This window comes from Pseudorhodoplanes sp., assembly GCF_035565855.1.
Lineage (GTDB): Bacteria > Pseudomonadota > Alphaproteobacteria > Rhizobiales > Xanthobacteraceae > Pseudorhodoplanes.
On record NZ_DATMRX010000276.1, the window covers coordinates 1 to 26,148 of the forward strand.

General features: G+C 63.7%; 23 protein-coding genes and 1 pseudogene. 14 read left to right on the plus strand and 10 right to left on the minus strand.

Going from position 1 to position 26,148, the window contains the following annotated elements; all coding sequences use genetic code 11:
* From VN004_RS15850 to mdh, 4 genes are all read right to left on the minus strand, one after another.
* A partial coding sequence (locus tag VN004_RS15850) for a 2-oxoglutarate dehydrogenase E1 component (RefSeq protein WP_325611957.1) occupies positions 1-2,903 on the minus strand: 2,903 nt, incomplete at its 3' end.
* A gap of 279 nt (positions 2,904-3,182) precedes the next feature.
* The gene (sucD, locus tag VN004_RS15855; protein ID WP_325611960.1) at positions 3,183-4,067 is read right to left on the minus strand and encodes a succinate--CoA ligase subunit alpha; all 885 of its coding nucleotides are present in this window, start codon (positions 4,065-4,067) and stop codon (positions 3,183-3,185) included.
* On the minus strand, positions 4,067-5,239 hold the full coding sequence (gene sucC / locus VN004_RS15860; protein WP_325611961.1) for an ADP-forming succinate--CoA ligase subunit beta: 1,173 nt from the start codon (positions 5,237-5,239) through the stop codon (positions 4,067-4,069). The genes sucD and sucC overlap by 1 nt, the downstream gene beginning before the upstream one ends.
* A gap of 123 nt (positions 5,240-5,362) precedes the next feature.
* A complete protein-coding gene (gene mdh, locus VN004_RS15865) occupies positions 5,363-6,328 on the minus strand; it encodes a malate dehydrogenase (RefSeq protein ID WP_325611963.1) in 966 nt (321 codons plus the stop codon).
* A gap of 513 nt (positions 6,329-6,841) precedes the next feature.
* Between mdh and VN004_RS15870 the strand changes: the two genes are divergently transcribed.
* On the plus strand, positions 6,842-8,107 hold the full coding sequence (locus VN004_RS15870; protein ID WP_325611964.1) for a DUF2254 domain-containing protein: 1,266 nt from the start codon (positions 6,842-6,844) through the stop codon (positions 8,105-8,107).
* Positions 8,107-8,796, plus strand: a complete 690-nt coding sequence (locus VN004_RS15875; protein ID WP_325611967.1) for a hypothetical protein — start codon at positions 8,107-8,109, stop codon at positions 8,794-8,796. The genes VN004_RS15870 and VN004_RS15875 overlap by 1 nt, the downstream gene beginning before the upstream one ends.
* Positions 8,797-8,808: 12 nt before the next feature.
* On the opposite strand, the gene zapE is transcribed toward VN004_RS15875, so the two are convergent.
* Positions 8,809-9,984, minus strand: a complete 1,176-nt coding sequence (zapE, locus tag VN004_RS15880) for a cell division protein ZapE (protein ID WP_325611971.1) — start codon at positions 9,982-9,984, stop codon at positions 8,809-8,811.
* On the opposite strand from zapE, the gene VN004_RS15885 reads away from it, so the two are divergent.
* Together VN004_RS15885 and VN004_RS15890 are read left to right on the plus strand one after the other, a co-directional pair.
* Entirely contained in the window at positions 9,971-10,834 is an 864-nt protein-coding gene (locus VN004_RS15885) for a GNAT family N-acetyltransferase (protein WP_325611973.1), read from the plus strand. The genes zapE and VN004_RS15885 overlap by 14 nt on opposite strands.
* Positions 10,835-10,973: 139 nt before the next feature.
* The gene (locus VN004_RS15890) at positions 10,974-11,387 is read left to right on the plus strand and encodes a hypothetical protein (RefSeq protein WP_325611975.1); all 414 of its coding nucleotides are present in this window, start codon (positions 10,974-10,976) and stop codon (positions 11,385-11,387) included.
* Between the two features lie 11 nt (positions 11,388-11,398).
* On the opposite strand, the gene thpR is transcribed toward VN004_RS15890, so the two are convergent.
* The gene (thpR, locus tag VN004_RS15895) at positions 11,399-11,956 is read right to left on the minus strand and encodes an RNA 2',3'-cyclic phosphodiesterase (protein WP_325611980.1); all 558 of its coding nucleotides are present in this window, start codon (positions 11,954-11,956) and stop codon (positions 11,399-11,401) included.
* A gap of 105 nt (positions 11,957-12,061) precedes the next feature.
* The gene (locus VN004_RS15900) at positions 12,062-12,727 is read right to left on the minus strand and encodes an arylesterase (RefSeq protein WP_325611984.1); all 666 of its coding nucleotides are present in this window, start codon (positions 12,725-12,727) and stop codon (positions 12,062-12,064) included.
* Between the two features lie 100 nt (positions 12,728-12,827).
* On the opposite strand from VN004_RS15900, the gene VN004_RS15905 reads away from it, so the two are divergent.
* From VN004_RS15905 to VN004_RS15925, 5 genes are all read left to right on the plus strand, one after another.
* Positions 12,828-13,568: an ABC transporter ATP-binding protein gene (locus tag VN004_RS15905; RefSeq protein WP_325611987.1), complete on the plus strand. Its 741-nt coding sequence runs from the start codon at positions 12,828-12,830 to the stop codon at positions 13,566-13,568.
* Positions 13,565-16,135: an ABC transporter permease gene (locus VN004_RS15910; RefSeq protein ID WP_325611993.1), complete on the plus strand. Its 2,571-nt coding sequence runs from the start codon at positions 13,565-13,567 to the stop codon at positions 16,133-16,135. The genes VN004_RS15905 and VN004_RS15910 overlap by 4 nt, the downstream gene beginning before the upstream one ends.
* Before the next feature lie 162 nt (positions 16,136-16,297).
* Positions 16,298-17,116, plus strand: a complete 819-nt coding sequence (locus VN004_RS15915; protein ID WP_325611996.1) for a Bax inhibitor-1/YccA family protein — start codon at positions 16,298-16,300, stop codon at positions 17,114-17,116.
* A gap of 194 nt (positions 17,117-17,310) precedes the next feature.
* Entirely contained in the window at positions 17,311-18,081 is a 771-nt protein-coding gene (locus VN004_RS15920; protein WP_325612000.1) for a Bax inhibitor-1/YccA family protein, read from the plus strand.
* A gap of 92 nt (positions 18,082-18,173) precedes the next feature.
* Positions 18,174-18,701: a GNAT family N-acetyltransferase gene (locus VN004_RS15925; protein WP_325612003.1), complete on the plus strand. Its 528-nt coding sequence runs from the start codon at positions 18,174-18,176 to the stop codon at positions 18,699-18,701.
* A 25-nt stretch (positions 18,702-18,726) separates the two neighbouring features.
* Here the strand turns inward: VN004_RS15925 and VN004_RS15930 are convergent, their stop codons facing one another.
* The 3 genes from VN004_RS15930 to acnA form a co-directional block, all read right to left on the minus strand.
* The gene (locus VN004_RS15930; RefSeq protein WP_325612006.1) at positions 18,727-19,098 is read right to left on the minus strand and encodes a DUF2794 domain-containing protein; all 372 of its coding nucleotides are present in this window, start codon (positions 19,096-19,098) and stop codon (positions 18,727-18,729) included.
* Between the two features lie 532 nt (positions 19,099-19,630).
* Entirely contained in the window at positions 19,631-20,374 is a 744-nt protein-coding gene (locus VN004_RS15935; RefSeq protein WP_325612009.1) for a DUF1223 domain-containing protein, read from the minus strand.
* 192 nt (positions 20,375-20,566) lie between these two features.
* Positions 20,567-23,272: an aconitate hydratase AcnA gene (gene acnA, locus VN004_RS15940; protein WP_325612012.1), complete on the minus strand. Its 2,706-nt coding sequence runs from the start codon at positions 23,270-23,272 to the stop codon at positions 20,567-20,569.
* Positions 23,273-23,503: 231 nt separating this feature from the next.
* Between acnA and ccmA the strand changes: the two genes are divergently transcribed.
* The 5 genes and pseudogenes from ccmA to VN004_RS15965 all read left to right on the plus strand — a co-directional run.
* Entirely contained in the window at positions 23,504-24,106 is a 603-nt protein-coding gene (gene ccmA / locus VN004_RS15945) for a heme ABC exporter ATP-binding protein CcmA (protein WP_325612014.1), read from the plus strand.
* Positions 24,103-24,771 carry a heme exporter protein CcmB gene (gene ccmB / locus VN004_RS15950; protein ID WP_325612016.1) on the plus strand — a complete coding sequence of 223 codons (669 nt, stop codon included), beginning with the start codon at positions 24,103-24,105 and terminating at the stop codon, positions 24,769-24,771. Before ccmA ends, ccmB begins: the two co-directional genes overlap by 4 nt.
* Before the next feature lie 186 nt (positions 24,772-24,957).
* A complete protein-coding gene (locus tag VN004_RS15955; protein WP_325612019.1) occupies positions 24,958-25,692 on the plus strand; it encodes a heme ABC transporter permease in 735 nt (244 codons plus the stop codon).
* 13 nt (positions 25,693-25,705) lie between these two features.
* Positions 25,706-25,909 carry a heme exporter protein CcmD gene (ccmD, locus tag VN004_RS15960; protein WP_325612021.1) on the plus strand — a complete coding sequence of 68 codons (204 nt, stop codon included), beginning with the start codon at positions 25,706-25,708 and terminating at the stop codon, positions 25,907-25,909.
* Positions 25,906-26,148: pseudogene (locus tag VN004_RS15965) on the plus strand (DsbE family thiol:disulfide interchange protein); the annotation flags it as partial. The gene ccmD and the pseudogene VN004_RS15965, both read left to right, overlap by 4 nt.

The window sequence follows — 26,148 nt, forward strand, 5'->3', positions numbered from 1 at the left end:
CCGACCGCGGTCGAGGCCGATGCCGGGCGTCCGGCGTAGCGGGCGCGGCGGTGCTTGGCGTTGATCTGGTTCAGCACCCACTCGAGGTAGATGTCGACGAAGAACCAGGCGCCCATGTTGCGCGGCTCTTCCTGGCACCAGACGATCTCGGCCTGCTTGAAGCGCGACAGCTCCGAAACCAGCGCCTTGGTCGGGAACGGATAGAGCTGTTCGACGCGCAGCAGATAGATGTCGTCGATGCCACGCTTTTCGCGCTCGTCATACAGGTCGTAATAGACCTTGCCCGAGCACAGGATCACGCGACGGATCTTGTCGTCCGCGACGAGCTTGATCTTCTCGTCCTTGAGGACCTGTGCGTCATCCCACAACAGGCGATGGAACGTGGTGCCCGAACCGAGCTCGTCGAGCCGCGACACCGCCCGCTTGTGACGCAGCAGCGACTTCGGCGTCATCAGGATCAGGGGCTTGCGGATCTCGCGCTTCAGCTGACGGCGCAGGATGTGGAAGTAATTCGCCGGCGTCGTGCAGTTGGCGACCTGCATGTTGTCTTCGGCGCACATCTGGAGATAGCGCTCGAGACGCGCCGAGGAATGCTCAGGTCCCTGCCCTTCATAGCCATGCGGCAAGAGGCACACGAGGCCGGACATGCGCAGCCATTTACGTTCGGCCGACGAGATGAACTGGTCGAAGACCACCTGTGCGCCGTTGGCGAAGTCGCCGAACTGCGCCTCCCACAACACGAGCGCATTCGGCTCCGCGGTCGAATAGCCGTATTCGTAGCCGAGCACGGCCTCTTCCGAGAGCATCGAGTTCAGCACCTCGTAGCGCGCCGACTGATCATCGGCGAGGTGATTGAAGGGCGTGTAGCGGGCTTCGGTCCGCTGATCGAACAGCACCGAGTGCCGCTGCGAGAAGGTGCCGCGTTCGGAATCCTGCCCCGACAATCGCACCGGATGGCCTTCCAGCAGCAGCGAGCAGAACGCCAGCGCTTCGGCCGTCGCCCAGTCGATGCCTTGCCCGGTCTCGATCGCCTTGCGGCGGTTTTCCAGGAAGCGTCCGATGGTGCGATGGACCTGGAAGTCGTCCGGCACCGTGGTGATCTTCGTGCCGATCTCTTTCAGCTTGTCGATATCGACGCCGGTGACGCCGCGACGCGGATCGTCGATCTCGGTGCCGGCCTTGATGATCGACCAGCGGCCATCGAGCCAGTCGGCCTTGTTCGGCTTGTAACCCTGGCCGGCCTCGAATTCGGCTTCGAGGCGATGGCGCCAATCGGCGCGCATCTTGTCGACTTCGCCTTCCGTCACGACGCCTTCGCCGATCAGCTTCCTGGCGTAGATGTCGAGCGTCGAGGGATGCTGACGGATCTTCTGATACATCAGCGGCTGGGTGAAGGCCGGCTCGTCGCCTTCGTTATGGCCGAACCGGCGATAGCAGAACATGTCGATGACGACAGGCTTCGCGAAACGCTGGCGATATTCGATCGCGACCTTGGCGGCGAACACCACCGCCTCCGGATCGTCGCCGTTCACGTGGAAGATCAGCGCTTCGATCATCTTCGCGACGTCGGACGGATAAGGCGACGAACGCGAGTAGCGCGGATAGGTGGTGAAGCCGATCTGGTTGTTGACGATGAAATGCAGCGAGCCGCCGGTGCGGTAGCCCTTCAGTTCGGACAGCCCGAAACATTCGGCAACGACGCCCTGCCCGGCAAAGGCGGCATCGCCGTGGATCAGGAGCGGCAGCGCCATGGTGCGATTGTCGGGGGTCGCACCAAGCTGGTCCTGCTTCGCGCGCACCTTTCCGAGCACCACCGGATCGACGATCTCGAGATGCGAGGGATTCGGCGTCAGCGACAAGTGAACCTTGTTGCTGTCGAATTCGCGGTCGCTCGAGGCGCCGAGATGGTACTTCACGTCGCCGGAGCCTTCGACCTCGTCCGGGGTGGCCGAGCCGCCCTTGAATTCATGGAACAGCACGCGGTGCGGCTTGCCCATCACCTGGGTGAGAACGTTGAGCCGGCCGCGATGGGCCATGCCGAACACGATCTCCTTCACGCCGAGCTGGCCGCCGCGCTTGATGATCTGTTCGAGCGCGGGAATGAGCGACTCGCCGCCGTCAAGCCCGAAGCGCTTGGTGCCGGTATATTTGACGTCGAGGAACTTCTCGAAGCCTTCGGCCTCGACGAGCTTGTTCAGGATCGCGCGCTTGCCCTCGCGGGTGAAGGTGATTTCCTTGTCCTTGCCTTCGATGCGCTCCTGGATCCACGCCTTCTGCGCGGGATCCGAGATGTGCATGAATTCGACGCCCAGCGTCTGGCAATAGGTGCGGCGCAGGATCGCCACGATCTCGCGCATGGTCGCGAATTCGAGACCCAGCACCTTGTCCAGGAAGATCTTGCGATCCATGTCGGCTTCGGTGAAGCCATAGGAGCGCGGATCGAGTTCTTCCTCGTTCTTCTCCGGCTCGAGGTCGAGCGGATCGAGCTTTGCGTGGAAGTGACCGCGGATGCGATAGGCGCGGATCAACATCAGCGCATGCAACGAGTCGCGCGTCGCCTGCAGCACATCCGCGGACGTAAGTTCAACGCCAGCCTTCTGCGCCTTGCCCTTGATCTTGTCGGAGATGACCTTCTCGGTCTCGGCCCAGTTGCCGTCGAGCGCGGCGACGAGCTCGCCGTTCGAAAGCTGCGGCCAGCCCGGCTTCTTCCAGGACGCGCCCTTCGCGCTCTTGGCGACTGCCGCGGGGTCGTCCTTCAGGCTCTGGAAGAACGATTGCCACTGCGCGTCGACCGAAGCGGGATCGGCTTCGTAGCGGGCATAGAGGTCTTCGATATAGGCGGCGTTACCACCGTAAAGGAAGGAAGTGAGGGCAAAGGCTGCGTTCGCGTCCTGGCGAGACATGCGGGCCGTCCTGACGTGGTCTTTGAAGCGTGTTTCGTTGGCGTCGGCTGTTGGCTGACCGCGGGAAGCGGCCAGTTTCGGGTCGATTCGGCGGAAAAATGCGTCCCGGCGGCGTTCCTTTTACAGATAGTAGGCCGGAAGGGCCACGATAAGATGACAATAAAATGACTATGGATTCATTTCTTCAACGGCCGCTCTTCGCATAACTCCTTGGCATGAAACAGAAAAGGCCGCGCAAGCGGCGCGGCCTTTCAACAAACACCAGGCAACCGGATCGGATCAGCCCTTCAGCACTTCCACCAGGGTCTTTCCGACCCGCGCGGGCGAGGGCGACACCTTGATCCCGGCCGATTCCATCGCGGCGATTTTCGACTCCGCATCACCCTTGCCGCCGGAGATGATCGCGCCGGCATGGCCCATGCGGCGGCCGGGAGGTGCGGTGCGGCCGGCAATGAAGCCGACCACCGGCTTCTTGCGGCCACGGCGCGCCTCGTCCTTCAGGAACTGCGCGGCATCCTCCTCGGCCGAACCGCCGATCTCGCCGATCATGATGATCGACTCGGTTTTCGGATCGGCGAGGAACATTTCCAGCACCTCGATGAACTCGGTGCCTTTCACCGGGTCGCCGCCGATGCCGACCGCGGTCGTCTGGCCAAGGCCCTCGCGCGAAGTCTGGAACACCGCCTCATAGGTCAGGGTGCCGGAGCGCGACACGATGCCGACACTGCCCGGCTTGAAGATGTTGCCCGGCATGATGCCGATCTTGCATTCGCCGGCGGTCATCACGCCGGGGCAGTTCGGCCCGATCAGCCGCGACTTCGATCCGCACAGCGAGCGCTTCACCTTCACCATGTCCATCACCGGGATGCCTTCGGTGATGCACACGATGAGCGGGATCTCCGCATCGATCGCCTCGCAGATGGCGTCCGCAGCGCCGGGCGGCGGAACGTAGATCACGCTCGCATCGCAGCCGGTTTTCTCGCGCGCCTCGCGCACGGTGTCGAACACCGGCAGATTGAGATGCGTGGTGCCGCCTTTGCCGGGCGACGTGCCGCCGACCATCTTGGTGCCGTAGGCGATGGCCTGCTCGGAATGGAAGGTGCCGTTCTTGCCGGTGAAGCCCTGGCAGATGACCTTGGTGTTCCTGTCGATGAGAATGGACATCAGGAGGCAGCCTTCTTCACAGCGGCGACAATCTTCTGCGCGGCGTCGTCGAGATCGTCCGCCGGCACGACATTCAGTCCGGAATCCTTGATGATCTTCTTGCCGAGATCGACATTGGTGCCTTCGAGCCGCACCACGAGCGGCACCTTGAGCCCGACTTCCTTCACCGCGGCGACCACGCCCTCGGCGATCACGTCGCATTTCATGATGCCGCCGAAGATGTTGATCAGGATGCCCTGAACCTTCGGATCGGAGGTGATGATCTTGAACGCCGCCGACACCTTTTCCTTGCTGGCGCCGCCGCCGACATCGAGGAAGTTCGCGGGCTCCGCGCCGTAGAGCTTGATGATGTCCATCGTCGCCATCGCAAGGCCGGCGCCGTTGACCATGCAGCCGATCGAGCCGTCCAGCGCGATGTAGTTGAGATCGTATTTGGAGGCCTCGATCTCCTTCTCGTCCTCCTCGGTCTCGTCGCGCAATTCCACGACGTCGGGATGGCGATACAGCGCGTTGCCGTCGAAGCCGATCTTGGCGTCGAGGCAGATCAGCTTGTTGTCCTTGGTGACGACCAGCGGATTGATCTCGAGCAGGCTCATGTCCTTCTCGGTGAAGGCCTTGTAGAGCTTGCTCAGCAGCGGCCCGGCCTGCTTGGTCAGGTCGGCATCGAGCTTGAGCGCATTCGCGACGCTGCGCACATGATGCGGCATGATGCCGGTCGCCGGATCGATGGTGATGGTGAGGATCTTTTCCGGCGTATCGTGCGCCACTTCCTCGATGTTCATGCCGCCTTCGGTGGACGCCACGATGGCGACGCGCGAGGTCACGCGATCGACCAGCATCGACAGATAGAATTCCTTGGCGATCGCCGAACCGTCCTCGATGTAGAGGCGATTGACCTGCTTGCCCCTGGGGCCGGTCTGATGGGTAACGAGGGTCGAGCCTAGAATGCGGGCTGCTTCGGTCTTCACCTCGTCGCGCGACTTGACGACCTTGACGCCGCCGGCCTTGCCACGGCCGCCGGCATGGATCTGGGCTTTCACCACCCAGACCGGACCCGGCAATTCGCCGGCCGCCTTGACCGCTTCCTCGACGGTGAATGCGGGAATGCCTCGCGGCACCGGCACGCCGAAATCGCGCAATACCGCCTTGGCCTGATATTCGTGGATGTTCATCGGTCGTAGCCCTGCCCCGGTGTCGTCACCCGCTTGAGGCGGGCAATCCAGCTTCGCTTTCGGGAGAAGCCTCCCGCTGAAGGTGGCCGCGCCCCGCGAACGGAGCGCGGCGACGTCGCTCTTTTACTTCTTCAGATCGGGCGCGATGTTCTTGCAGGCATCGACAAGCTGCTGAACCGACTGCGCCGACTTGTCGAACATCTCGCGTTCGGCAGACGACAGATCGATTTCGACGACCCGCTCGACACCCTTCGCGCCGATCACGACGGGCACGCCGACATACATGTCCTTCACGCCATACTCGCCATTGAGCCAGGCGGCGCAGGGCAGGACGCGCTTCTTGTCCTTGAGATAGCTCTCGGCCATGGCGATGGCCGACGTCGCCGGCGCATAGAAGGCCGAGCCGGTCTTGAGCAGGTTGACGATCTCGGCGCCGCCATTGCGGGTCCGGATCACGATTTCATCGAGCCGCTTTTCGGTCGTCCATCCCATCTTGACGAGATCGGGCAGCGGAATGCCGGCGACGGTGGAATAGCGCACCAGCGGCACCATGGTATCGCCGTGACCGCCGAGCACGAAGGCGGTGACGTCCTCAACCGACACATCGAATTCGTCGGCGAGGAAATAACGGAAGCGCGCGGAATCGAGCACGCCCGCCATGCCGACCACCATGTTCTTCGGCATGCCGGAGAACTTTTGCAGCGCCCAGACCATCGCATCGAGCGGATTGGTGATGCAGATGACGAAAGCGTTCGGGGCATATTTCTTGATGCCGGTGCCGACCTGCTCCATCACCTTGAGATTGATCCCGAGGAGATCGTCGCGGCTCATGCCCGGCTTGCGCGGCACGCCGGCCGTGACGATGCAGACCGAGGCGCCCTCGATCGCGTCGTAGGAATTGGTGCCGGACATCTTGGCGTCGAAGCCATCGATCGGCGAGGACTGGGCGATATCGAGCGATTTGCCCTGCGGAATGCCTTCCGCGATGTCGAACATCACAACGTCGCCGAGCTCACGCAATCCGATGAGGTGGGCGAGCGTTCCGCCGATCTGGCCGGAGCCGATCAATGCAATCTTGGGACGCGCCATGGGGAGATGAACCTTTATGTCAGGACGGCTTGAGCACCATGGGACCGACGACCGGTGGACAGCCTGCGGGATGATGCTCGCGGAGACCGCGAAGAGCGGCCGCGCGGTGGTTATCGTGTCCGGACTTCGGCGACAAGCGGGCGAAAGGCGAACAGAGCATGGTTCATCTCTTCTGATATACATTATTCCAGCGACATTGGCCTTTGCCAAGGCCATTGACGTCCAATCGCGCAAAAATCGGTGCTGCGCTGCCCCCCGGAAATGCCTCGGATGCAAAAACGTGGGCATGGTCCGGCCGTCAGCCTGACTGGCGCGTGCCGGAAAGGCGCTCAGGTATCGATGCTCCGCTAGCCTCAACCGCGGCTGGAATCGGTCTTGCGGTCCACCCCGCCGACAACTCAGCGCTCCAGGGCCATCCCAAAGTATCGGCGGTCTACACCAACGCACGCGCGACCGGCGGGGGTCCCGTCTGATGATAGGTCCCAGCGCGAGGCGCAGATGCATGTGCTGAGGATGCTCCAAAGGCTGGGCCATCGTATCGGATCTTCGATCTGGCTCATCCCGTTCGTCACCATCCCGCTCGAACTGATCGCGGTCCGCGTCGTGCATGAGATCGACGACCGCGTGAGCTGGACGCTGCTCGGCCTCGATGCGTCCGGCGCAAAGGCAATGTACGACGCCATCATAGCGGCGAACCTGTCCTTCCTGGTGTTCACTTTCGGCTGGCTTCTGGTGGCGGTTCAAGTGGCGAGCGCGCAACTCACGCCGCGGATCATCGCGACCACGCTGCTCAGCGATCGCACGATCAAATACTGCGTCGGCCTGTTCATCTTCACGCTGCTGTTTTCGATCAGCACCCAGAACCGGGTCGGCGCCAATGTGCAGCAATTGCCGGCTTTCGTCGCAGCCGCGCTCGGCATCGTGTGTTTTGCAGCCTTCTTCTTCCTGATCGACCATGCCTCGCGCTTGCTGCGTCCGGTCAGCGTCTTGTCGCATGTCGGCAACAGGGGGCTTGAGGTCCTCGCCGCAGTTTATCCCGAGCGCAGCCATGACGCAGTCACGCCGAAAGGCGACCGGGAAGCACTCGGCGAGCCCAACGCAATCATCGCTCACCGCGAGAAGTCCGGCATCGTATTGTCCGTCGATACGCCCGCGCTGATGGCCGAAGCCGAACGCATCGATGTCGTCATCGAATTCGCCCCGCAGATAGGAGACTTTGTCGCGATCGACGAAGACCTGTTCCTGATCTACGGCCGTGGCGCGATTGATGAAACCAGGCTGCTCGATGCGGTGGCATTCGGATCGGAGCGTACGATGGAACAGGATCCGACCTTCGCGTTCCGCATCGTTGTCGATATCGCGCTGCGGGCGCTTTCGTCGGCGATCAACGATCCCACGACAGCCGTCCTCGCGATCGACCAGCTTCATCGCCTGCTCCGGTCGGCGGGCCTGAAACATCTTCATACCGACGAACTGCGCGACAGGAACGGCCGGCTGCGCGCCATCGTCCGGACGCCGAACTGGGAGGATCTGGTCCACCTGTCCTTCCGCGAGATTCGGCGTTGCGGCTCCGACAATTTGCAGGTTGTGCGGAGGCTGCGCGCGATGTTCGACAACCTGCTGCGAACTCTTCCGGCACACCGGCTGCCCGCAATCGCATTGGAACTGACGCTGCTCGACCGCGAGATCGAACAGAAATTTCCATATCCGGAAGACCTCGCGCTTGCACGGATCGGCGATCCGCAAGGACTTGGCGGCCGCTCCGGCTTCGTGATCTGATGACAGCGCCCGCGACCAGCGATACGGCAAAAGCCGCGCCATCGACCGGCGCTCAGCTGAACACGCCCAAGGCTGCGGCGATCGCCGGAATTGTGTTTGCGATACTGCTTGTCGCGATCTTCGTGCTTTTACGCAGCGCGGTGCCGGGCAGCCCCACCGAAAGCGGCGACTGGCTTGCGGAGGATTGGCGGCGCGCGGCCTTCGCCCTGAACCTTATTCCGTTCGCCGGCATCGCTTTTCTTTGGTTCATCGGTGTCCTGCGCGACCGGCTTGGCGCAAAGGAAGACCGCTTCTTTGCCACCGTGTTTTTCGGGAGTTCGCTTCTGTTCCTCGGAATGCTGTTTACCGCAGCATCGCTGGTCGGCGCGCTGATCCTGGCCGGTGCCGCGATGGGACCGAACAACCTCGCCGGAACACCGACCTTTTATTTCGCCCGCGCGACCGCGTTCATTCTGGTGAATGTCTATGCCGCCAAGGTCGCAACGGTCTTCATGGTGTCGACGTCGACAGTCGTGATCTACACAAGAATCGCGCCGCGATGGATCGCGATCCTCGGCTATGCGCTGGCCGCCGTTCTTCTCGTCGGCAGCTATGTGTCGACTTCGACAATCATCGTGCTGCCGCTGTGGGTGCTTGCGATCAGCGTTGCGATCCTGATCGACAATTATCGTGCGCCGTCGCCGGCGTGATCGGCAGCCGCTTCACGTATCGATGATCTGCCCGGTCTTGACCGTATCGACATCGCTGCGCGGACCATGGGGCAGCGCGAGGTAGCTCTGCGATCCCATTTCAATGAGCCGCGAAACCGTGCGCTGAAATTCGAACAGCTCCAGTCCCTCATCGGCAATATAAAGCTCGTGCGGCGGCGCGTCGGCCGAGGCGATCAGCTTCACGGCATTGTCGTACAGCGTGTCGACCAGGATGATGAAGCGCTTGGCTTCGTTGCGCTGGGCAAAGCGCATCACCGGAATGCGGTCGATGATCAGCGTATGATATTCATGGGCAAGGCGAAGGAAGTCGGCTGCACCGCGCGGTGCGATGCACAGATCGGTAAAGGTGAATCGCGCCACGCCATGGGCCGCGCGCGGCACATGCAGCTTGCGGCCCTTCACCATGAAATCGTGCGGCGCGCCCTCCTGCCCGAGTGTGATGCGCGACCAGGCTTCATCCAGCGCGCGTTCGGCCTCGGCGTCTGCGGGCACATACCAGACCCGGCCTTTCACCAGCTTTTCCAGGCGGAAATCGGTGCGCGCGTCGAGCCGCACGACATCGACCTGCTTGAGCAAGAGATCGATGAAGGGAAGAAACTGGCCGCGGTTGAGTCCCCCCGCGTAAAGATCATTCGGCGCGACATTCGAGGTCGCCACCACCACGACACCGCGATTGAAGAATTGCGTGAACAGCCGGCCGAGGATCATCGCGTCGGCAATGTCGGTGACGTGGAATTCGTCGAAGCAGAGAAGCTCCGCATCATCGGCAATCGTATTCGCTGTCAGGACGATCGCGTCCTCGTCGGGTATCTCGCCGGCTTTCGCGCGCTGGCGGAAATCATGGATGCGCTCATGCACCTCGGCCATGAATTCGTGAAAGTGCACGCGGCGCTTCTTCGCCACCCGGCTGGCATTGAAGAACAGATCCATCAGCATCGTCTTGCCGCGCCCGACCTTGCCGTGGATGTAGAGGCCCTTCAGCGGAACGCGCTTCTCGCGGCTGCCGAACAGCCAGCCGAGCGAGGATGACTTCGCGGCGCGGCGATGCTCGGCAAGGCTTTGCTCGAGCGTCGCCAGTTTCTCGACCGCGGCGGCTTGCGCGCCGTCCGGCGTGATCGCGCCTTCCGCGATGAGAGCGGCATATCGGTCGCTGATGGATGAGATCATGGGCGGGGTGAACGGGGCGGAGCGCTGCCGAGCCATAGCCGCCACCACCCTCGGCCTGCAAGGACGGATGACGCACCGGGTCACCGTCCACAGCCGCGCCGCATGCATGGGCCGGTTGCCGCAAATTGCAGCTTGGCCTTTGGTCTTAAAAATGCTGCATCGCAGCATATCTTGCGAATCGTACGGCTGCGGTGCCCCTTGGCGCCGGCCCCGTCTCTGGGAGGGACGCGGAAGGAGGGTCTGTGGACGAAATGTCAGAAGGACCCAGATGAGCGCACGCGACGAGCTTCCCGACGACGGCCTGATCCGCAAGTTGTGGATCGGCGAAGCCTACAAGTATCGCGATCACCTGCTGCGGCTTGATCAGGAAAGCCGTCACCGCCGGTTCGGAGGCGGGGTGTCCGACGCCTATATCCGCAACTATGTCGACACCGCGATGTGGCTCGACGCCATCGTGCACGGCTTCTTCGTCGACGGGGAGCTCCGCGGCGCCGCCGAACTCCGCCCGATCGGCGGCCGGTTCTCAAAGGAGGGGGAGGCCGCCTTCAGCGTCGAAAAGCCCTGGCAGGGCCATGGCGTCGGCTCGGCGCTGCTCGAGCGCACGATCCTCGCCGCCCGCAATCGCGGCATCGCGCATCTGCGGATGGCCTGCCTTGCCGCCAACCGGCGCATGCAGCAGCTGGCGCGGAAATTCGATGCTGAGCTCGGCTTCGATTTCGGCGAGGTGGTCGCCGAGGTCACGGCCCCCCATCCGACCCCGCTCTCGCTGGCGAAGGAGCTGGTCTCGGACGGCCAGGGTTTCGCAAAGGCTATTCTCGACGCTCAAAGTCGCCTGTTGAAAGCAACCTGACGTTAACTTTCCGGTATCGATTGCGGGCGCACGCTCCCCCTTGAGCGCTCGCCTACCGCGACGGCGCCGTCCGGCGCGGCGCGGTCTGTCCTTGAAGGACGCGCGGACATGCGACGCGCAAGGACTAAGGGGGTCCGACATGGCAACGAACGGCTTCGATATCCGCGTTGTGTCTCCGTGCAGCATCGAAGACCATCACGCGCATCTGCTGCGGCTCGATTATCTCGATCGCTGCCTGTTCTTCTCGACCGGCAATGACGATCACGCGGTCGATGCGCATTGCCTGCGGTTGCTGGCGTCGCAGGCGATCGTCATCGGCGCCTATGATCAGGGCCGAATGCGCGCGAGCGTGGAGATCATCCCGGACCGCTGCGGCCAGCGCGCCGCCGCCACCCTGATCGCGGAGCGCGACTACCAGACCGACTCCCTCGCCGAGACGTTGATGATGCGGGCCCGGGCCGAGGCCAAAAAGCATGGCTTCGAACGGTTCGATGTCGTGGCGATGACGGGGACGCCCCAGACCATCCGCACGCAGCTGGCGCGGTTCGGATAAGGGCAGGAGGGTCAGACCGCCCGCCTCGCCGCAAGGGCCGAGAGCGGATAGGCTTCCTCGACCACATACGGTCCGCCGCCGACGGACGCGCGCGACGAATAGAGCACGAAGCGTTCGACGCGAAACGGCGCCGACCGGAATGAGCCGCGCTCGCTCAGATAATCCGCGACCTGACGGCTCGATGAATCGCGCAAGCGCGCCAGCGTGACGTGCGGCGTATATTTGCGGCCCTCGGGTTCCAGGCCGACGCGCTGCATCAGCCGCTCATGCTCGGCCTGCAATTCCATCAGCGCGGCAGATGGCGCCACTTCGGCAAACACCGCGCGGGGCTTCTTGCCGCCGAACGAGGCAAGGCCCTCCAGCCGCAACTCGAACGGCGCGCGGTTGACGCTGTCCAGCATCGAAGCGACATCCTGCGCGACATTCACGTCGACATCGCCGATGAACCGCAACGTGATGTGGTAATTGTCCTGGTCGATCCAGCGCGCACCGGGAAGTCCGCCACGCAGGAATGTCAGCATTTGCGCGACATCCGCAGGAATCTCGATCGCGGTGAAGATGCGCGGCATCGAGAACCTCCATTTCCGTCACGCATTCGACGTGACCATCGCGTAACAACGCTTGAGGCGGCACTTCCGCTACAAGACCGGATTCGTCGGCGCCGTGCAAGCGCCTCAACTCGGCGCGCGCTTTCGCGCCCGCGCGATCAGTTCCTCTGCCTTCGGCACGATATTCGCAACGATGATGTCGACACCCGCCGCGTTCGGATGAACGCCGTCGCGCAACGCGAGTTTCGCCTGCGCCGCGACACCGTCGAGGAAGAACGGATAGAATATGACATCGTATTTCTTTGCGAGTTCCGCGAAGATCGATTCGAACGCGCGCGCGAAATCCGCGCCCATATTGGGCGCCGCGCGCATGCCGCAGAACAGGACGGCGATGTTGCGCGCGGTGAGCCGCGCCAGGATTTCGTCCAGCGCCTGCCGCGTCACCTGGGGATCGACCCCGCGCAGCATGTCGTTGGCGCCGAGTTCGACAATCACCGCGTCGGTGCCGTCCGGGATCGACCAGTCGAGCCGTGACAATCCGCCCGAGGCGGTGTCGCCGGAGACACCGGCATTCTCGATCTCGACATTGTGACCCTTGGCCTTCAGCGCTGCCTGCAGTTTCGCCGGAAACGCATCCTGCGCCGGCAATCCATAGCCGGCGGTCAGCGAATCCCCGAATGCGACGATTTTCAGCGGCGTGCCGTCCTGCGCCGCAGCCGGTGAGGTCGTCGAGGCAACGAGGCCGGTCAGCATCAGGAGCGCGACGGTGAGCCTATGGACTAAAGCTTGCATTGCACCATATGACCTAACGCCCCGGCTCAGAAATTCGTGAGACGTCTTGCGGCAAGCCGGTCCGGAATTTGCCATATCGTCCTGCCATCCACGGATTTCAATGCAGCAACAGCCCGTTCCCGCCGAAACCGCCGTCGCGCTTTCCGGCGTCAATCTTTCGCTCGGCAGCGGCGCCGCGCGCGTCCATATTCTCAAGGACATCGACCTCACCATCGGCCGCGGCGAAGCGGTCGGACTGGTCGGCCCCTCGGGCTCTGGAAAATCGACACTGCTGATGGTGCTCGCCGGACTGGAGCGCGCCGACAGCGGCTCGATCGTGGTCGCCGGCGAAGACCTCCGGCGCCTCGATGAAGACGCATTGGCGCGTTTCCGCGGCCGCAATGTCGGCATCGTCTTCCAGTCCTTTCACCTCATTCCGACCATGACGGCGCTGGAGAATGTCGCAGTTCCGCTGGAGCTGGCCGGCGTGCCCGACGCCCATGACCGCGCGGCCGCCGAACTTGCGGGCGTCGGCCTCAAGGAGCGGCTGTCGCATTATCCGGCGCAATTGTCGGGAGGCGAGCAGCAGCGCGTCGCGCTCGCCCGCGCGCTTGCGCCCAACCCGGCGATCATCGTCGCCGACGAACCGACCGGCAATCTCGACGAAAAGACCGGCGCGCAGGTCGTCGAGCTGTTGTTCAAGGGTCATGTCGAGCGCGGCACCACGCTGATCCTCGTCACGCATGATGCGACGCTGGCGCGCCGCTGCAAGCGCGTCGTGCGACTGCGCTCCGGCCGCATCGAAAAGGACGACGAAAAGGCCGAACTGCCGAAGGCCTTGCGCGAGGCCGCCGGCGCATGAGCCTCCTCGCAACGCCAACGCGCGCGACGGGCTGGTCGGTGCCGCTGCGGTTTGCGGCCCGCGAGTTGCGGGGCGGGCTTCGCGGCTTCTACGTTCTGATCTTCTGCATCGCGCTGGGAGTCATGGCGATTGCCGGCGTCGGCTCGTTCTCCGAAAGCCTCGCCGGGGGACTGGCGCGCGAAGGCCGTACCATTCTCGGCGGCGACGTTGCGTTCGCGCTGTTTCATCGCGAGGCGAACGCGCAGGAGCGCGCGATGCTTGCGCGCTATGGCCGCGTCTCCGACGCCGCCACGCTGCGGGCGATGGCGCGCACCGCCGACGATCGCCAGGCGCTGGTCGAAGTGAAGGCGGTCGACAATGCCTATCCGCTCTACGGCAGCGCGGCGCTCGAACCCGACATGCCGCTCTCCGATGCGCTTGCCATGCGTGACGGCGTATTCGGCGCGGCCGTCGACATCGCTCTCCTGACGAGGCTTGATCTGAAAGTCGGCGATCGCCTCCAGGTCGGCAATGCGCCGATCGCGATCCGCGCGGTCTTGCGCAGCGAACCCGACAAGCTTGCGGGCGGCATCGGCTTCGGCCCGCGGCTTCTTGTCGGCACCGATGCCCTGCGCGCGACCGGATTGTTGCAGCCCGGTAGCCTGGTGCGCTGGCATTACCGCGTCGCGCTCGTTGGAAACGATGCAGGCGACAATGCCGTGAAGGCGATGATCTCGGCGGCGGAAAAGGAATTTCCCGATGCCGGCTGGGAGCTCCGCTCGCGCGACAATGCCTCGCCGCAACTCGAGCGCAACATCGAACGCTTCACCCAGTTTCTCACGCTGGTCGGCCTGACCGCGTTGCTGGTGGGTGGCGTCGGCGTTGCCAATGCCGTGCGCAGTCATCTTCAGCAGCGCCGCGACACCATCGCGACGATGAAGTCGCTCGGCGCAACCGGCGGACGGGTCTTCGCGATCTATCTGGTGCAGGTGATGGCAATCGCCGCGATCGGCACCGTGGCGGGCCTCGTGATCGGCGCCGCCCTGCCCTTCGTCATCGCCTGGAGTTTCGGATCGGTGCTGCCGCTGCCAGTGGAGCCGGCGCTGCAATGGGGCCAGCTCGGTCTTGCCGCGATGTTCGGCCTCCTGACGGCGCTCGCCTTCGCGCTCTGGCCGTTGGGACGCGCGCATGACATCCCGGTTTCCGCCCTGTTCCGCGACGCGGTGTCTGGCCGCTTCGGGCTACCGCGCAAGCCGTATCTCCTCGCCGCCGCCGGGGTGACGCTTGCGCTTGCCGGGCTCTCGATCCTCCTCGCCTATGACAAGAAGATTGCCACGGTCTTTGTCTTCGCGGCGGCCGCGACTTTTCTGCTGCTCTATCTCATCGCGCTGCTGATCATGGCGATCGCCGCGCGGCTGCCGCGCGCGAAGACCACGACGCTGCGGCTTGCGGTCGCCAACATCCACCGGCCGGGCGCGTTGACCCCGTCGGTCGTCCTGTCCCTCGGCCTCGGGCTCGCGGTGCTGGTCATCGTGGTGCAGATCGACGGCAATCTGCGCCGGCAATTCCAGGAAGCGTTGCCCGAGCGCTCCCCGGCTTTCTTCTTCGTCGACATCCAGAATGCCGACGCCGCGCGGTTCGACGCCTTCATGCGCAACACCGCGCCCGGCGCGACACTCGAACGCCAGCCGATGCTGCGCGGGCGGATCGTCGCCGCCAACGGCATCAAGGCCGATGAGCTGAAGCCCACCCCGCAGGCGGCCTGGGCGCTGCAGAGCGATCGCGGCGTCACCTATTCGGCCACCGTCCCGGCGGGATCGCGGCTGGTCGAGGGCGAATGGTGGCCGGCGGATTATCAGGGGCCGCCGCTGCTCTCGATGGAAAAGCGTATCGCCGAGGGTCTTGGCCTCAAGGTCGGCGACAGCCTCACCGTCAACGTGCTCGGCCGTAACATCACCGCGCGGATCGCCAATCTGCGCATCGTCGACTGGCAGAGTCTCGGCATCAATTTCGTGCTGGTCTATTCGCCCAACGCCTTCCGCGGCGCGCCGCACACCCATATCGCCACTTTGACCTTCACCGGGGACACCACGGCGCAACAGGACGCGACGATCCTGCGCGCGTTGGCGACCGCCTTTCCCGCCATCACCAGCGTCCGGGTCAAGGACGCCATTCAGGCGGTCGGCTCGGTGGTCGAAAATCTTGTCATGGCGATCCGGGGCGCCAGCCTGATCACCCTCATCGCGGCGGCCCTGGTGCTGGCCGGCGCGCTGGCGGCGAGCCATCACAATCGCGTTTACGACGCGATCATCCTGCGGACGCTCGGTGCCACCCGCGCCCGGCTGATTTCGGCCTATGCACTCGAATATACCCTGCTCGGCCTCGTGACCGGCCTGTTCGGGGTGCTCGCCGGATCGATCGCGGCCTGGCTTGTCGTGACGAGGATCATGAACCTGCCCTTCGTCTGGCTGCCGGGTCCCGCCGCCGGGGCGGCGATGGCGGCGCTCGCCGTGACCGTGATCTTCGGGTTGGCCGGAACCTTCACCGCCCTCGGGCAGAAGCCGGCTTCGGTCTTGCGCAACCTATAGAATTTGCGACATTCAGCCGCGCGTCGAACGGTCAAACTGCGACGTTCGCGACAGAGTATTTTTACTGCAATCCCCTGTATCTTGACCGAGACCTTCGCCATATCTGCGCATGAACGCGCAAGTGGCGATGATGTTTGGGCGACAACATTAGGGAGTTCGATGATGTCGGACTTGAATCGAAACGCGGCGGCTTACGATCGAGCCACTGGGCGCGCGGCACCCGCGGTCATCGACCAGGGTCTGCGGTCCTACATGCTGCATGTCTATAACTACATGGTGCTTGGCCTCGCCATCACCGGCCTGGCGGCGCTTGGCATTTACATGCTGTCGGTGACAGGCGACGCCGCGGCAGCCGCGAAGGTGCTGCGCAACGGCGTCGAAGTGCCGGCTGCAATCCGCGGCGGGATGTTCCTCACGCCGATCGGATACGCGGTTTTCGTCAGCCCGCTGAAATGGGCGATCATCCTGTCGCCGCTCGCACTGGTTTTCCTCCTGAGCTTCGGCATGGAGCGGATGCGCCCGGCCACGGCGCAGATGCTGTTCTGGGTCTTTGCCGCGCTGATGGGCGTGTCGCTCGGCTCGATCTTCATGGTCTATACGCAGACCTCGATCACCCGGGTGTTCTTCATCACCGCCGCGACCTTCGGCGCGCTGAGCCTGTGGGGCTACACCACGCAGCGCGATATTTCCGGCTGGGGCTCGTTCCTGTTCATGGGCCTGATCGGCGTGATCCTGGCTTCGGTCGTGAACCTGTTCTGGCCGAACGGCATGCTGCAATTCGTGGTGTCGATCGTCGGCGTGCTGGTCTTCGCCGGCCTGACCGCCTACGACACGCAGCGCCTGAAGAACGAGTATGTTTACGGCCAGCTCGAGGGCGAGGCGCATGAGCGCTCCGCCATCATGGGCGCGCTGTCGCTGTACCTGAACTTCATCAATCTCTTCACGCTGCTGCTGCAATTGCTCGGCCAGCGCGAGGAATAACGCGGCCGAACGCAAAAGCATCGCGTTACCCATCGTTAAGGGGCTTCGGAGCTTTTCCGGAGCCCCTTTTTTCTGCCTGCGGGTGGCGCTGGAAAACCGTTTCGCCGGTCTTTACATTACTGCCGTCCGGCAGCCCCATTTCGGGAGCGGCCGTCCGGCCCGGCGGTATCCGGGCTATCGAGAGGATTTCTCCCATGTCCGATTTCGATCGGAATGCTGCAGCAGCAGCCGGCCGCTATGCCGATCGTGCCGTATCGTACGACGCCGGCCTGCGCGCGCACATGATCCGCGTCTACAATTACATGGCGATGGCGGTGGCGCTGACCGGCGCCGTTGCCTTCATCACCTTCCAGATGGTCGGCGGCAGCAACATCACGGTGAGCGGCGGCAAGATCACCGGGCTCACCCCGCTTGGCCAGTTCCTGTTCGGCGGCCCCTTCATGTGGGTGCTGATGCTGGCGCCGCTGGCGATGGTCTTCGTCCTGAGCTTCGGCATCCAGCGGCTTGCGGCGGGCACCGCGCGGCTGATCTTCTTCGCCTATGCGGCGCTGCTCGGCGTTTCGCTGGCGACGATCTTCATCGTCTACACCGCCAACTCGATCGCCAATGTGTTCTTCATCTCGGCGGCAGCGTTCGGCGGCCTGAGCCTCTACGGCTACACCACGAAGCGCGATCTCTCGCCGATCGGCTCGTTCCTGATCATGGGGCTGATCGGTCTGATCCTCGCCTCGCTGGTCAACATCTTCCTGCGGTCCGACGCGATGTCGTTCATCATCTCGGTGGCCGGCGTCCTGATCTTTGCCGGCCTCACGGCCTGGGACACCCAGAAGATCAAGGAGATGTACAGCGCCACCGACGATGAGCAGTCTTCCGGCCGCAAGGCGGTGATGGGTGCGCTGGCGCTCTATCTCGACTTCATCAACCTGTTCCTCATGCTGCTGCGCCTGTTCGGCAACCGCCGCTGAGGATCGAAAGCCGCAATGCAAGACAAAACGCCCCGGCCGTACCGGGGCGTTTTCTTTTGAAAGATCACCCCAAACGCCCCCGCCGGTCTCCGATGCCCGTTGCAGCCAGCATCCGTCCCGCCAGATCTGAGGATATCGGCGCGATCACCGCAATCTACGCCCATGCCGTCGAACACGGCACCGCGTCCTTCGAGGTCGAACCGCCGACCGAAACGGAAATGGCGCGCCGCATGGAGGCCCTGGTGACCGGCGGCTTCGCCTATCTGGTCGCCGAGCTCGACGGCACCGTCGCCGGTTACGCCTATGCCGGGCCGTACCGTCCGCGCATTGCCTATCGCTACACCGTGGAGGACAGCGTCTATATCCGGCCGGACGCGCAAAACCTCGGGATTGGCCGGCTGCTGCTGACGGACCTGATTTCGGAGGCGGAGCGGCGCGGCTTTCGCCAGATGGTCGCCGTGATCGGCGACTCCGCGCAATTGCCGTCGATCGCGCTGCATCGTTCGCTCGGCTTTAACCCGGTCGGCACCTTCGCCAATGTCGGTTTCAAGCATGGCCGCTGGCTGGACAGCGTCCTGATGCAGCGCTCGCTCGGCGAGGGCGCGCGGACGCTGCCCTGAGTGAGGCTGCCGGCGTCCCGCCCGATCAGCCGGCCACGAGACTGAGCTTGTCGTCGAACACGCGCAGGACGCGCTCAAGTTCATGCCCGCGCCGCATGATCAACCCGGTCGCGGAAATCACGCTATAGGCGCCTTGGCGCCGCGACAGCTTCGGATTTTTTTCGATGCGATAGATGGGAACTTCCGACGAGCGCCGGAAGATGGAGAACACCGCACGGTCCTTCAGAAAATCGATCGCGTAGTCGCGCCACTCGCCATTCGCGACCTTCCGACCATAGACCCGCAGGATTCGATCGAGTTCGCGGCGTTCAAACCTGACTTCGGCGGGGGCATGGGCCGGTGCGGCCAGCGCGCCCCCGTGGCGCTCGCTGGGTTCGGTTTCGCCCGTCAAGCTCATCGGCGCCTCCTTCCAAATGCTTGCATCATGATTGCCCTTGATGCGCTGCGCCGCAAGGGCGCGCGCCTTTGGTTGACGCAGAGCACGTACGAAAGATGCGCAGGAACGCGATCACGTGACGCCGTGCCGCACTCACGGCTTCGTGCGGCGGCAACACAATAAGGCCCAGATTCGGTCCACCGTCCGCCCCCAACCGATGCGAGAGAGACCATTCAAGACCCGGTCCGGAAGAGTTCCGGATTCCTCATCCCCCCAGCCCCCCGGGGCTCCAACGGACCGGGTCAATTGTACTGTGTACGGTTCAGTCCCCAATGCTTAAAGGCCGGCGATATGCCGGCCTTTTTTTTGTGTGCGGTGATTGCGATTGCGAGGGTGATTTCAGTTGAGGTGAAACGCATCGCCCATGTCTTGTCATGCCCCGCGAAAGCGGGGCATCCAGTAGGCGCTTGAAGCAGTTGTGTTACTGGATCGCCCGCTTTCGCGGGCGATGACAGCGAGAGAGCGGTTGCTTTCTGCGAAAACCGAATGTGGTTTAATTAATCGGCGCGGTCGCAGCGCCATAAACGACGCCAGGCGCCTCGACCTTTCCCGCCTGCACGAGGACCGCGACGGCGTCGTACTTGCCTTTGCCGGAGATCTCCGACAGCGCCTTGGACAGACGCAGCGCTTCGCCTTTCCACTCGCCAAGCTTGACCCAGCCGCGCACAACATTCGTATAGGTGATGTGCTGACCGCTATTCTCGCCGCGGCCGATTTTCACTGGCACCGCCTTGGACAGCGGACAAAGCCAGATTTCGCCCGCCTGCCCGCCCTGTGTCGCCGCAGGGATGTCGACATGGATTTTTCCGTCGGCCACCGCGACCTTCACGTCGAGCTGCGCACCGTTGCTCGCAGACTTGACCGCGCGCTCGATGGCCTGCTTGTCGCTGCCGAGGACATGCGTCACGCCATTGACCACGGCTTGCGGCGTGTAGATCGCGCGATCACCGCGCGAGCCTGCATAACCGCGCTGTCGCTTGGCGTGACCGGGAAGCGCCAGCGTATCCTTCCAGCCGAGGTAATCCCAGTAATCGACGGACAGACTCATCGGCAGCACGGACGGGTTGCTGGCGAGTTCTCCGAGCAGCTTGTCGGCGGCAGGACACGATGAGCATCCCTGACTCGTGAAGAGTTCGACCACGACCTTCTGACCACCCGCAACCACCGGACCGCCGCAAATTCCGATGAGTGCGCAAGCACCGGCGGCAAGAACGGCAATGGAATGGCGCAAATGCATGCTGACTTTCTTGATGTTTTGGCCGGCTGGCTGATCGTCCGGCGCGCGCCCCCGCACTGAGACAGACCGTTCCCTTAACCGGACGCGTGGCGTCCTGCCACTCAATTTGAGGTGACAGCGAACGCAAGAATCTTGCGGGGCAGTAACCATGAAATGCGAAGGCCGGCGCCGCGGGGGCGCCGGCCTTGCAACTTAAGCGGCGAGCTGCCGCAACACATATTGCAGAATGCCGCCATTCTTGAAGTATTCGAGCTCGTCGAGCGTATCGATGCGGCAAATCAGCGGAACGTTCTGCGTACTTCCGTCCGCCATCTTAATTTCTGCGGTCAATTTCTGACGCGGCCGCAAATCTTGAAGGCCATGGATCGTGACGGTCTCGTTGCCCTTCAGACCGAGCGTCTGCCACGACGTACCTTCTTCGAACACGAGCGGCAGCACACCCATTCCCACAAGATTGGATCTGTGGATGCGCTCGAAGGATTGCGTGATCACCGCCCGGATGCCGAGCAGGATCGTGCCCTTCGCGGCCCAGTCGCGGGACGAGCCGGTGCCGTATTCCTTTCCGGCAAACACGACGAGCGGCACGCCTTCCTGCTTGTAACGCATGGCGGCGTCGTAGATCGGCATCTGCGCGCCATCCGGGTAATGGATGGTCACTCCGCCTTCGACGCCCGGCACCATCTGGTTCTTGATGCGGATATTGGCGAAGGTGCCGCGCATCATCACCTCATGGTTGCCGCGCCGCGTGCCGTACTGGTTGAAGTCGATCGGCTTCACGTTGTGTTCGATCAGATATTTGCCGGCCGGTGAGGCCTGCTTGATCGAACCCGCCGGCGAGATGTGGTCGGTCGTGATCGAATCCAGGAACAGCCCGAGAATGTGGGCATTCACGATGTCAGACGGCGGCGTCGGCCGCGGCTGCATACCCGTGAAGTAAGGCGGGTTCTGCACATAGGTCGAGTTGTCGTCCCACGCATAGGTGAGGCCGCCGGTGACCTCGATCTTGCGCCAATTGGCGTCGCCCTTGAACACGTTCGCGTATTTCTTGGCGAACACCTTCTTGGTGACGTTTTTGCGGATGAAGGCGTCGATCTCCTTGCTGGTCGGCCAGATGTCCTTGAGCATCACCTTCTTGCCGGCCTTGTCGAAACCGAGCGGCTCCTTGGCAAGATCCTTCTGCATCGATCCGGCAATCGCGTAAGCCACGACGAGCGGCGGCGAGGCGAGATAATTCGCGCGCACATCCGCATTCACCCGGCCTTCGAAGTTGCGGTTGCCCGAAAGCACCGCCGCGGCGACGAGGTCGTTCTCGTTGATGGCCTTGGAGATTTCCTCCGGCAGCGGACCGGAATTGCCGATGCAGGTGGTGCAGCCATAACCGACCAGGTTGAAGCCGAGCTTGTCGAGATCCTTCTGCAGGCCGGAGGCGGCGAGATATTCGCCGACCACCTGCGAGCCTGGCGCAAGCGAGGTCTTCACCCAGGGCTTCGACGTCAGGCCGCGTTCGGCGGCCTTGCGCGCGAGAAGACCCGCGCCGATCATGACGCTCGGATTGGACGTGTTGGTGCAGGAGGTGATCGCGGCGATGACCACGTCGCCATTGCCGAGATCGTGGTCGCGATTCATGACCGACACGCGCTTGTCGAGCTCGCCGGCCTTCTTGAATTCCTTGTCCATCGCATCGGCGAATTCGGTCTTCACCGCCTTGAGCGGCACGCGATCCTGCGGGCGCTTTGGACCGGCCAGAGAGGGCTCGACCTTGCCGAGATCGAGCTTCAGCACGTCGGTGAAGACCGGGTCCGGGGTCGCTTCGGTGAGATACATGCCCTGCGCCTTCGCATAGGCGGCGGCCAGCTTGACCCGCTCGTCCTTGCGGTTGGTGTCGCGCAGATACTTCACGGTCTGCTCGTCGACCGGGAAGAAGCCGCAGGTCGCGCCATATTCCGGCGCCATGTTGCCGATCGTCGCCCGGTCGGCGATCGACAGATCGAGCACGCCGGGGCCGAAGAATTCCACGAACTTGCCGACGACGCCGCGCTTGCGCAGCATCTCGACCGCGGTGAGCACGAGGTCGGTCGCGGTCACGCCTTCCTTCAGCTTGCCGGTCAGCTTGAAGCCGATCACTTCCGGCAGCAGCATCGACAGCGGCTGGCCGAGCATCGCAGCTTCCGCCTCGATGCCGCCGACGCCCCAGCCGAGCACAGCGAGGCCATTGACCATGGTGGTATGCGAATCGGTGCCGACCAGCGTGTCGGGATAGGCAATCTCAGCGCTGACCGGCTTGCCGCCGACCTTCACCTTGCTCTTCTTGCCGGTCCAGACGACCTGCGAGAGATATTCGAGATTGACCTGGTGGCAGATGCCGGTGCCGGGCGGCACGACGCGGAAATTGTCGAACGCCTTCTGCGCCCATTTCAGGAATTTGTAGCGCTCCTGATTCTGCTTGTATTCCTCTTCGACGTTCAGCTTGAACGCTGCGTTGTTGCCGAAGTAATTCACGATCACCGAGTGGTCGATCACAAGATCGACGGGCACCAGCGGATTGATCTTCTTCGGATCGCCGCCGAGCAGATTCATCGCATCGCGCATCGCGGCGAGGTCCACCACCGCCGGAACGCCGGTGAAGTCCTGCATCAGCACGCGCGCCGGGCGGAAAGCGATCTCACGATCGGACGATTTGGTCTTCAGCCAGGCTGCGACAGCGAGAATGTCCTCCTTGGTGACCGTCCGCCCGTCTTCGTTGCGCAGGAGATTTTCCAGCAGCACCTTCATCGAGAACGGCAGCCGGGAAATCCCCTTCAGCCCGTTTTTCTCGGCCACCGGCAGGCTGTAATAGGCGTAGGTCTTGGCGCCGACCTTGAGGGTGCGGCAGCAGTTGAAACTGTCGAGCGAGGTCATGGATGGTCTTCCGTTTGCCCCAGCCCTCGCGAATATCGGCTAACGTGCTCGAAACACGCGCCTTTTTCTCGGGGGCCGGCATGGCTTCAGGGGTTGGCGAGAAGCGGTCTAATCTGCGGGCTTATAATTTCTTTTTTTCCGATCTGCCATATGGACCAAAGACTTCAACAATTTGCATCACCGCGCGACGACCGTCACCGCAGCCAGGGCAGCAGATAAGTGGCTGAAACGATGATTCTTTCCGCGCAAGCCCTGAGCTGCCAGCGGGGCGGACGTTCGATTTTCGACGGGCTCGGATTTTCTGTCGCAGGTGGAGAGGCACTTCTGGTGACGGGCCGCAATGGCGCTGGAAAATCGTCGCTGCTGCGCATGATCGCGGGCCTGCTGCGCATCGCCGGCGGCACCCTGTCGCTGCAGGGCGGTGACCCCGAGCGAAGCATCGCCGAACAGGCGCATTACCTCGGGCACGCCGACGCGCTGAAGCCGTCCCTCTCCGTCGCCGAGAATCTCGCCTTCTGGACGGCCTGGCTCGGGGGATCGGGCGAGCCGCAACAGGCGCTCGCAACCGTCGGCCTTGATTCGCTGACGGCCTTGCCGGCCGCCTACCTGTCCGCGGGACAGAAACGGCGGCTGTCGATTGCGCGGCTGATCGCCGTCAAACGCCCGCTCTGGCTGCTCGACGAGCCGACATCGGCACTCGATACCGCCTCGCAGGGCATGCTGCTCGACCTGATGCGAGACCATCTTGCCGGCGGCGGCATCATCGTCGCCGCGACGCATCTTCCGCTCGGGATCGAAGGCGCGCGCGAGCTGAAACTGGAGCGCACGCCATGAGCGCGCTCGGCGCCCTTTTCCTGCGTGACGTGCGCATCGCCATCCGCGTCGGCGGCGGTGCGATGATCGGCGTCCTGTTCTTCATGACCGTGGTGACGCTGATGCCGTTCGCCATCGGTCCGGATCTCGCGCTGCTGCAACGCATCGGTCCCGCCATTCTCTGGCTCGGCGCGCTGCTCGCGAGCCTCCTTGCGCTCGACCGCCTGCTCTCGGCCGATCAGGAGGACGGCTCGCTCGATCTGCTGGTCATGGGAACAGCCCCGCTCGAACTCGCGGTCGCCGTGAAGGCGCTGGCCCATTGGCTCACCACCGCGCTGCCGCTGGTCATCGTGACGCCGCTGCTGGCGCTGTTCCTCAATCTCGACCTCGCAGCAACGGGCGCCGTCGCTGCGACTCTGCTGGCCGGAACGCCGGCGCTGACCTTCATCGGCCTGATCGGGGCCGGCCTGACGGTGACCCTCCGCCGCGGCGGTCTCTTGCTGCCGGTGTTGATCCTGCCGCTCGCGGTTCCGGTGCTGATTTTCGGGGTGTCGGCGTCCAATGCCGCGGTGGTCGGGCCGGTGCCGTTCGGAACCCCCTTCACCATCCTCTGCGCTTTGACGCTGATGTCGCTGGTCGTCGGGCCTTTTGCCGCAGCGGCCGCGTTGAGGGCCGGACAGGAATAGATCACAAATCCGTGTTGGCCGCTCTCAGACCACCGCCGGGAGCGACAGACGCTGGAGAGATAACCCCGTCATTCCGGGGCGCGCCTTCAGGCGCGAAGCCGGGATCCAGCCAAAGGCAGCGGCCGCACTGGATTCCGGGTTCACGCGCTTGCGCACGCGCCCCGGAATGACGATCAATGGTGTGTCATGGCCCTGATCGATCTTGCCAATCCCACCCGCTTCCTGTCGCTGTCCGGGCGCGTTCTGCCCTGGCTCGCGGCGGCGACGGCCTTGTGCTTCGCCTTCGGCTTCTGGCTGACCGCCGGCGCGCCGGACGATTATCAGCAAGGCGCCACCGTCAAGATCATGTTCATCCACGTGCCGTCGGCCTGGCTCGCGATGCTGGGCTGGACCGTCATGACCATCGCCGCGCTCGGCACGCTGGTCTGGCGTCATCCGCTCGCGGACATGGCGGGAAAGGCCGCAGCTCCGATCGGCGCCGCCTTCACCCTGATCTGCCTGATCACCGGCTCGCTCTGGGGCCGGCCGATGTGGGGCACCTATTGGGTCTGGGACGCGCGGCTCACGTCGGTGTTCGTGCTGTTCCTGATGTATCTCGGCGTGATCGTGCTTTGGCGCACCATTGACGATCCAACGCGCGCCGGCCGCGCCGCCGCGATCCTGACACTCGTGGGCGCGATCAACATTCCGATCATCAAGTTCTCGGTCGACTGGTGGAATACGCTGCACCAGCCGGCCTCGGTGGTGAAGATGAGCGGCCCCGCGATCCATTCCAGCATTCTCGTTCCCTTGCTGGTGATGGCGATTGCGTTCACGCTCCTGTTCTTCACGCTGCACCTCGCCGCCATGCGCAACGAAATTCTCAAGCGCCGCATCCGCTCCATGCAGCTATTGCAGGCGGAAGCCGCGCCCGGACGATAGCGGACACAACGCCATGGACCTCGGACCGCACGCCACGTTCATCATCGCAGCTTACGCCGCGAGCGCGTTCATTCTCGCGCTCCTGATCGGCTGGATCGTCGCCGAGAACCGCGCCCTGAAACGCACGCTCGCCGATTTCGAATCGCGCGGCATCACGCGGCGCTCCGATGAGCGCAAGACCGCGCCCAAAACCGCAACGCGCGCCTCCCTCGCATGAGTATCGCATCGGAGACAGCCGGCGGCGGGATGCGCCGCAAACTGCTTGTCGCGTTGCCGCTATTGCTTTTTCTCGGGCTCGCGGCGCTGTTCCTGTATCGGCTCGGCGCCGGCGATCCTTCGCGCATTCCATCGGCGCTGATCGGACGCGAGGCTCCGCGTGGCGACCTGCCCCCTGTCCTTGGGCTGGTAACGGACGGCAAGCCGGTTCCGGGGCTCAATAGCGCCGACTTCAAGGGC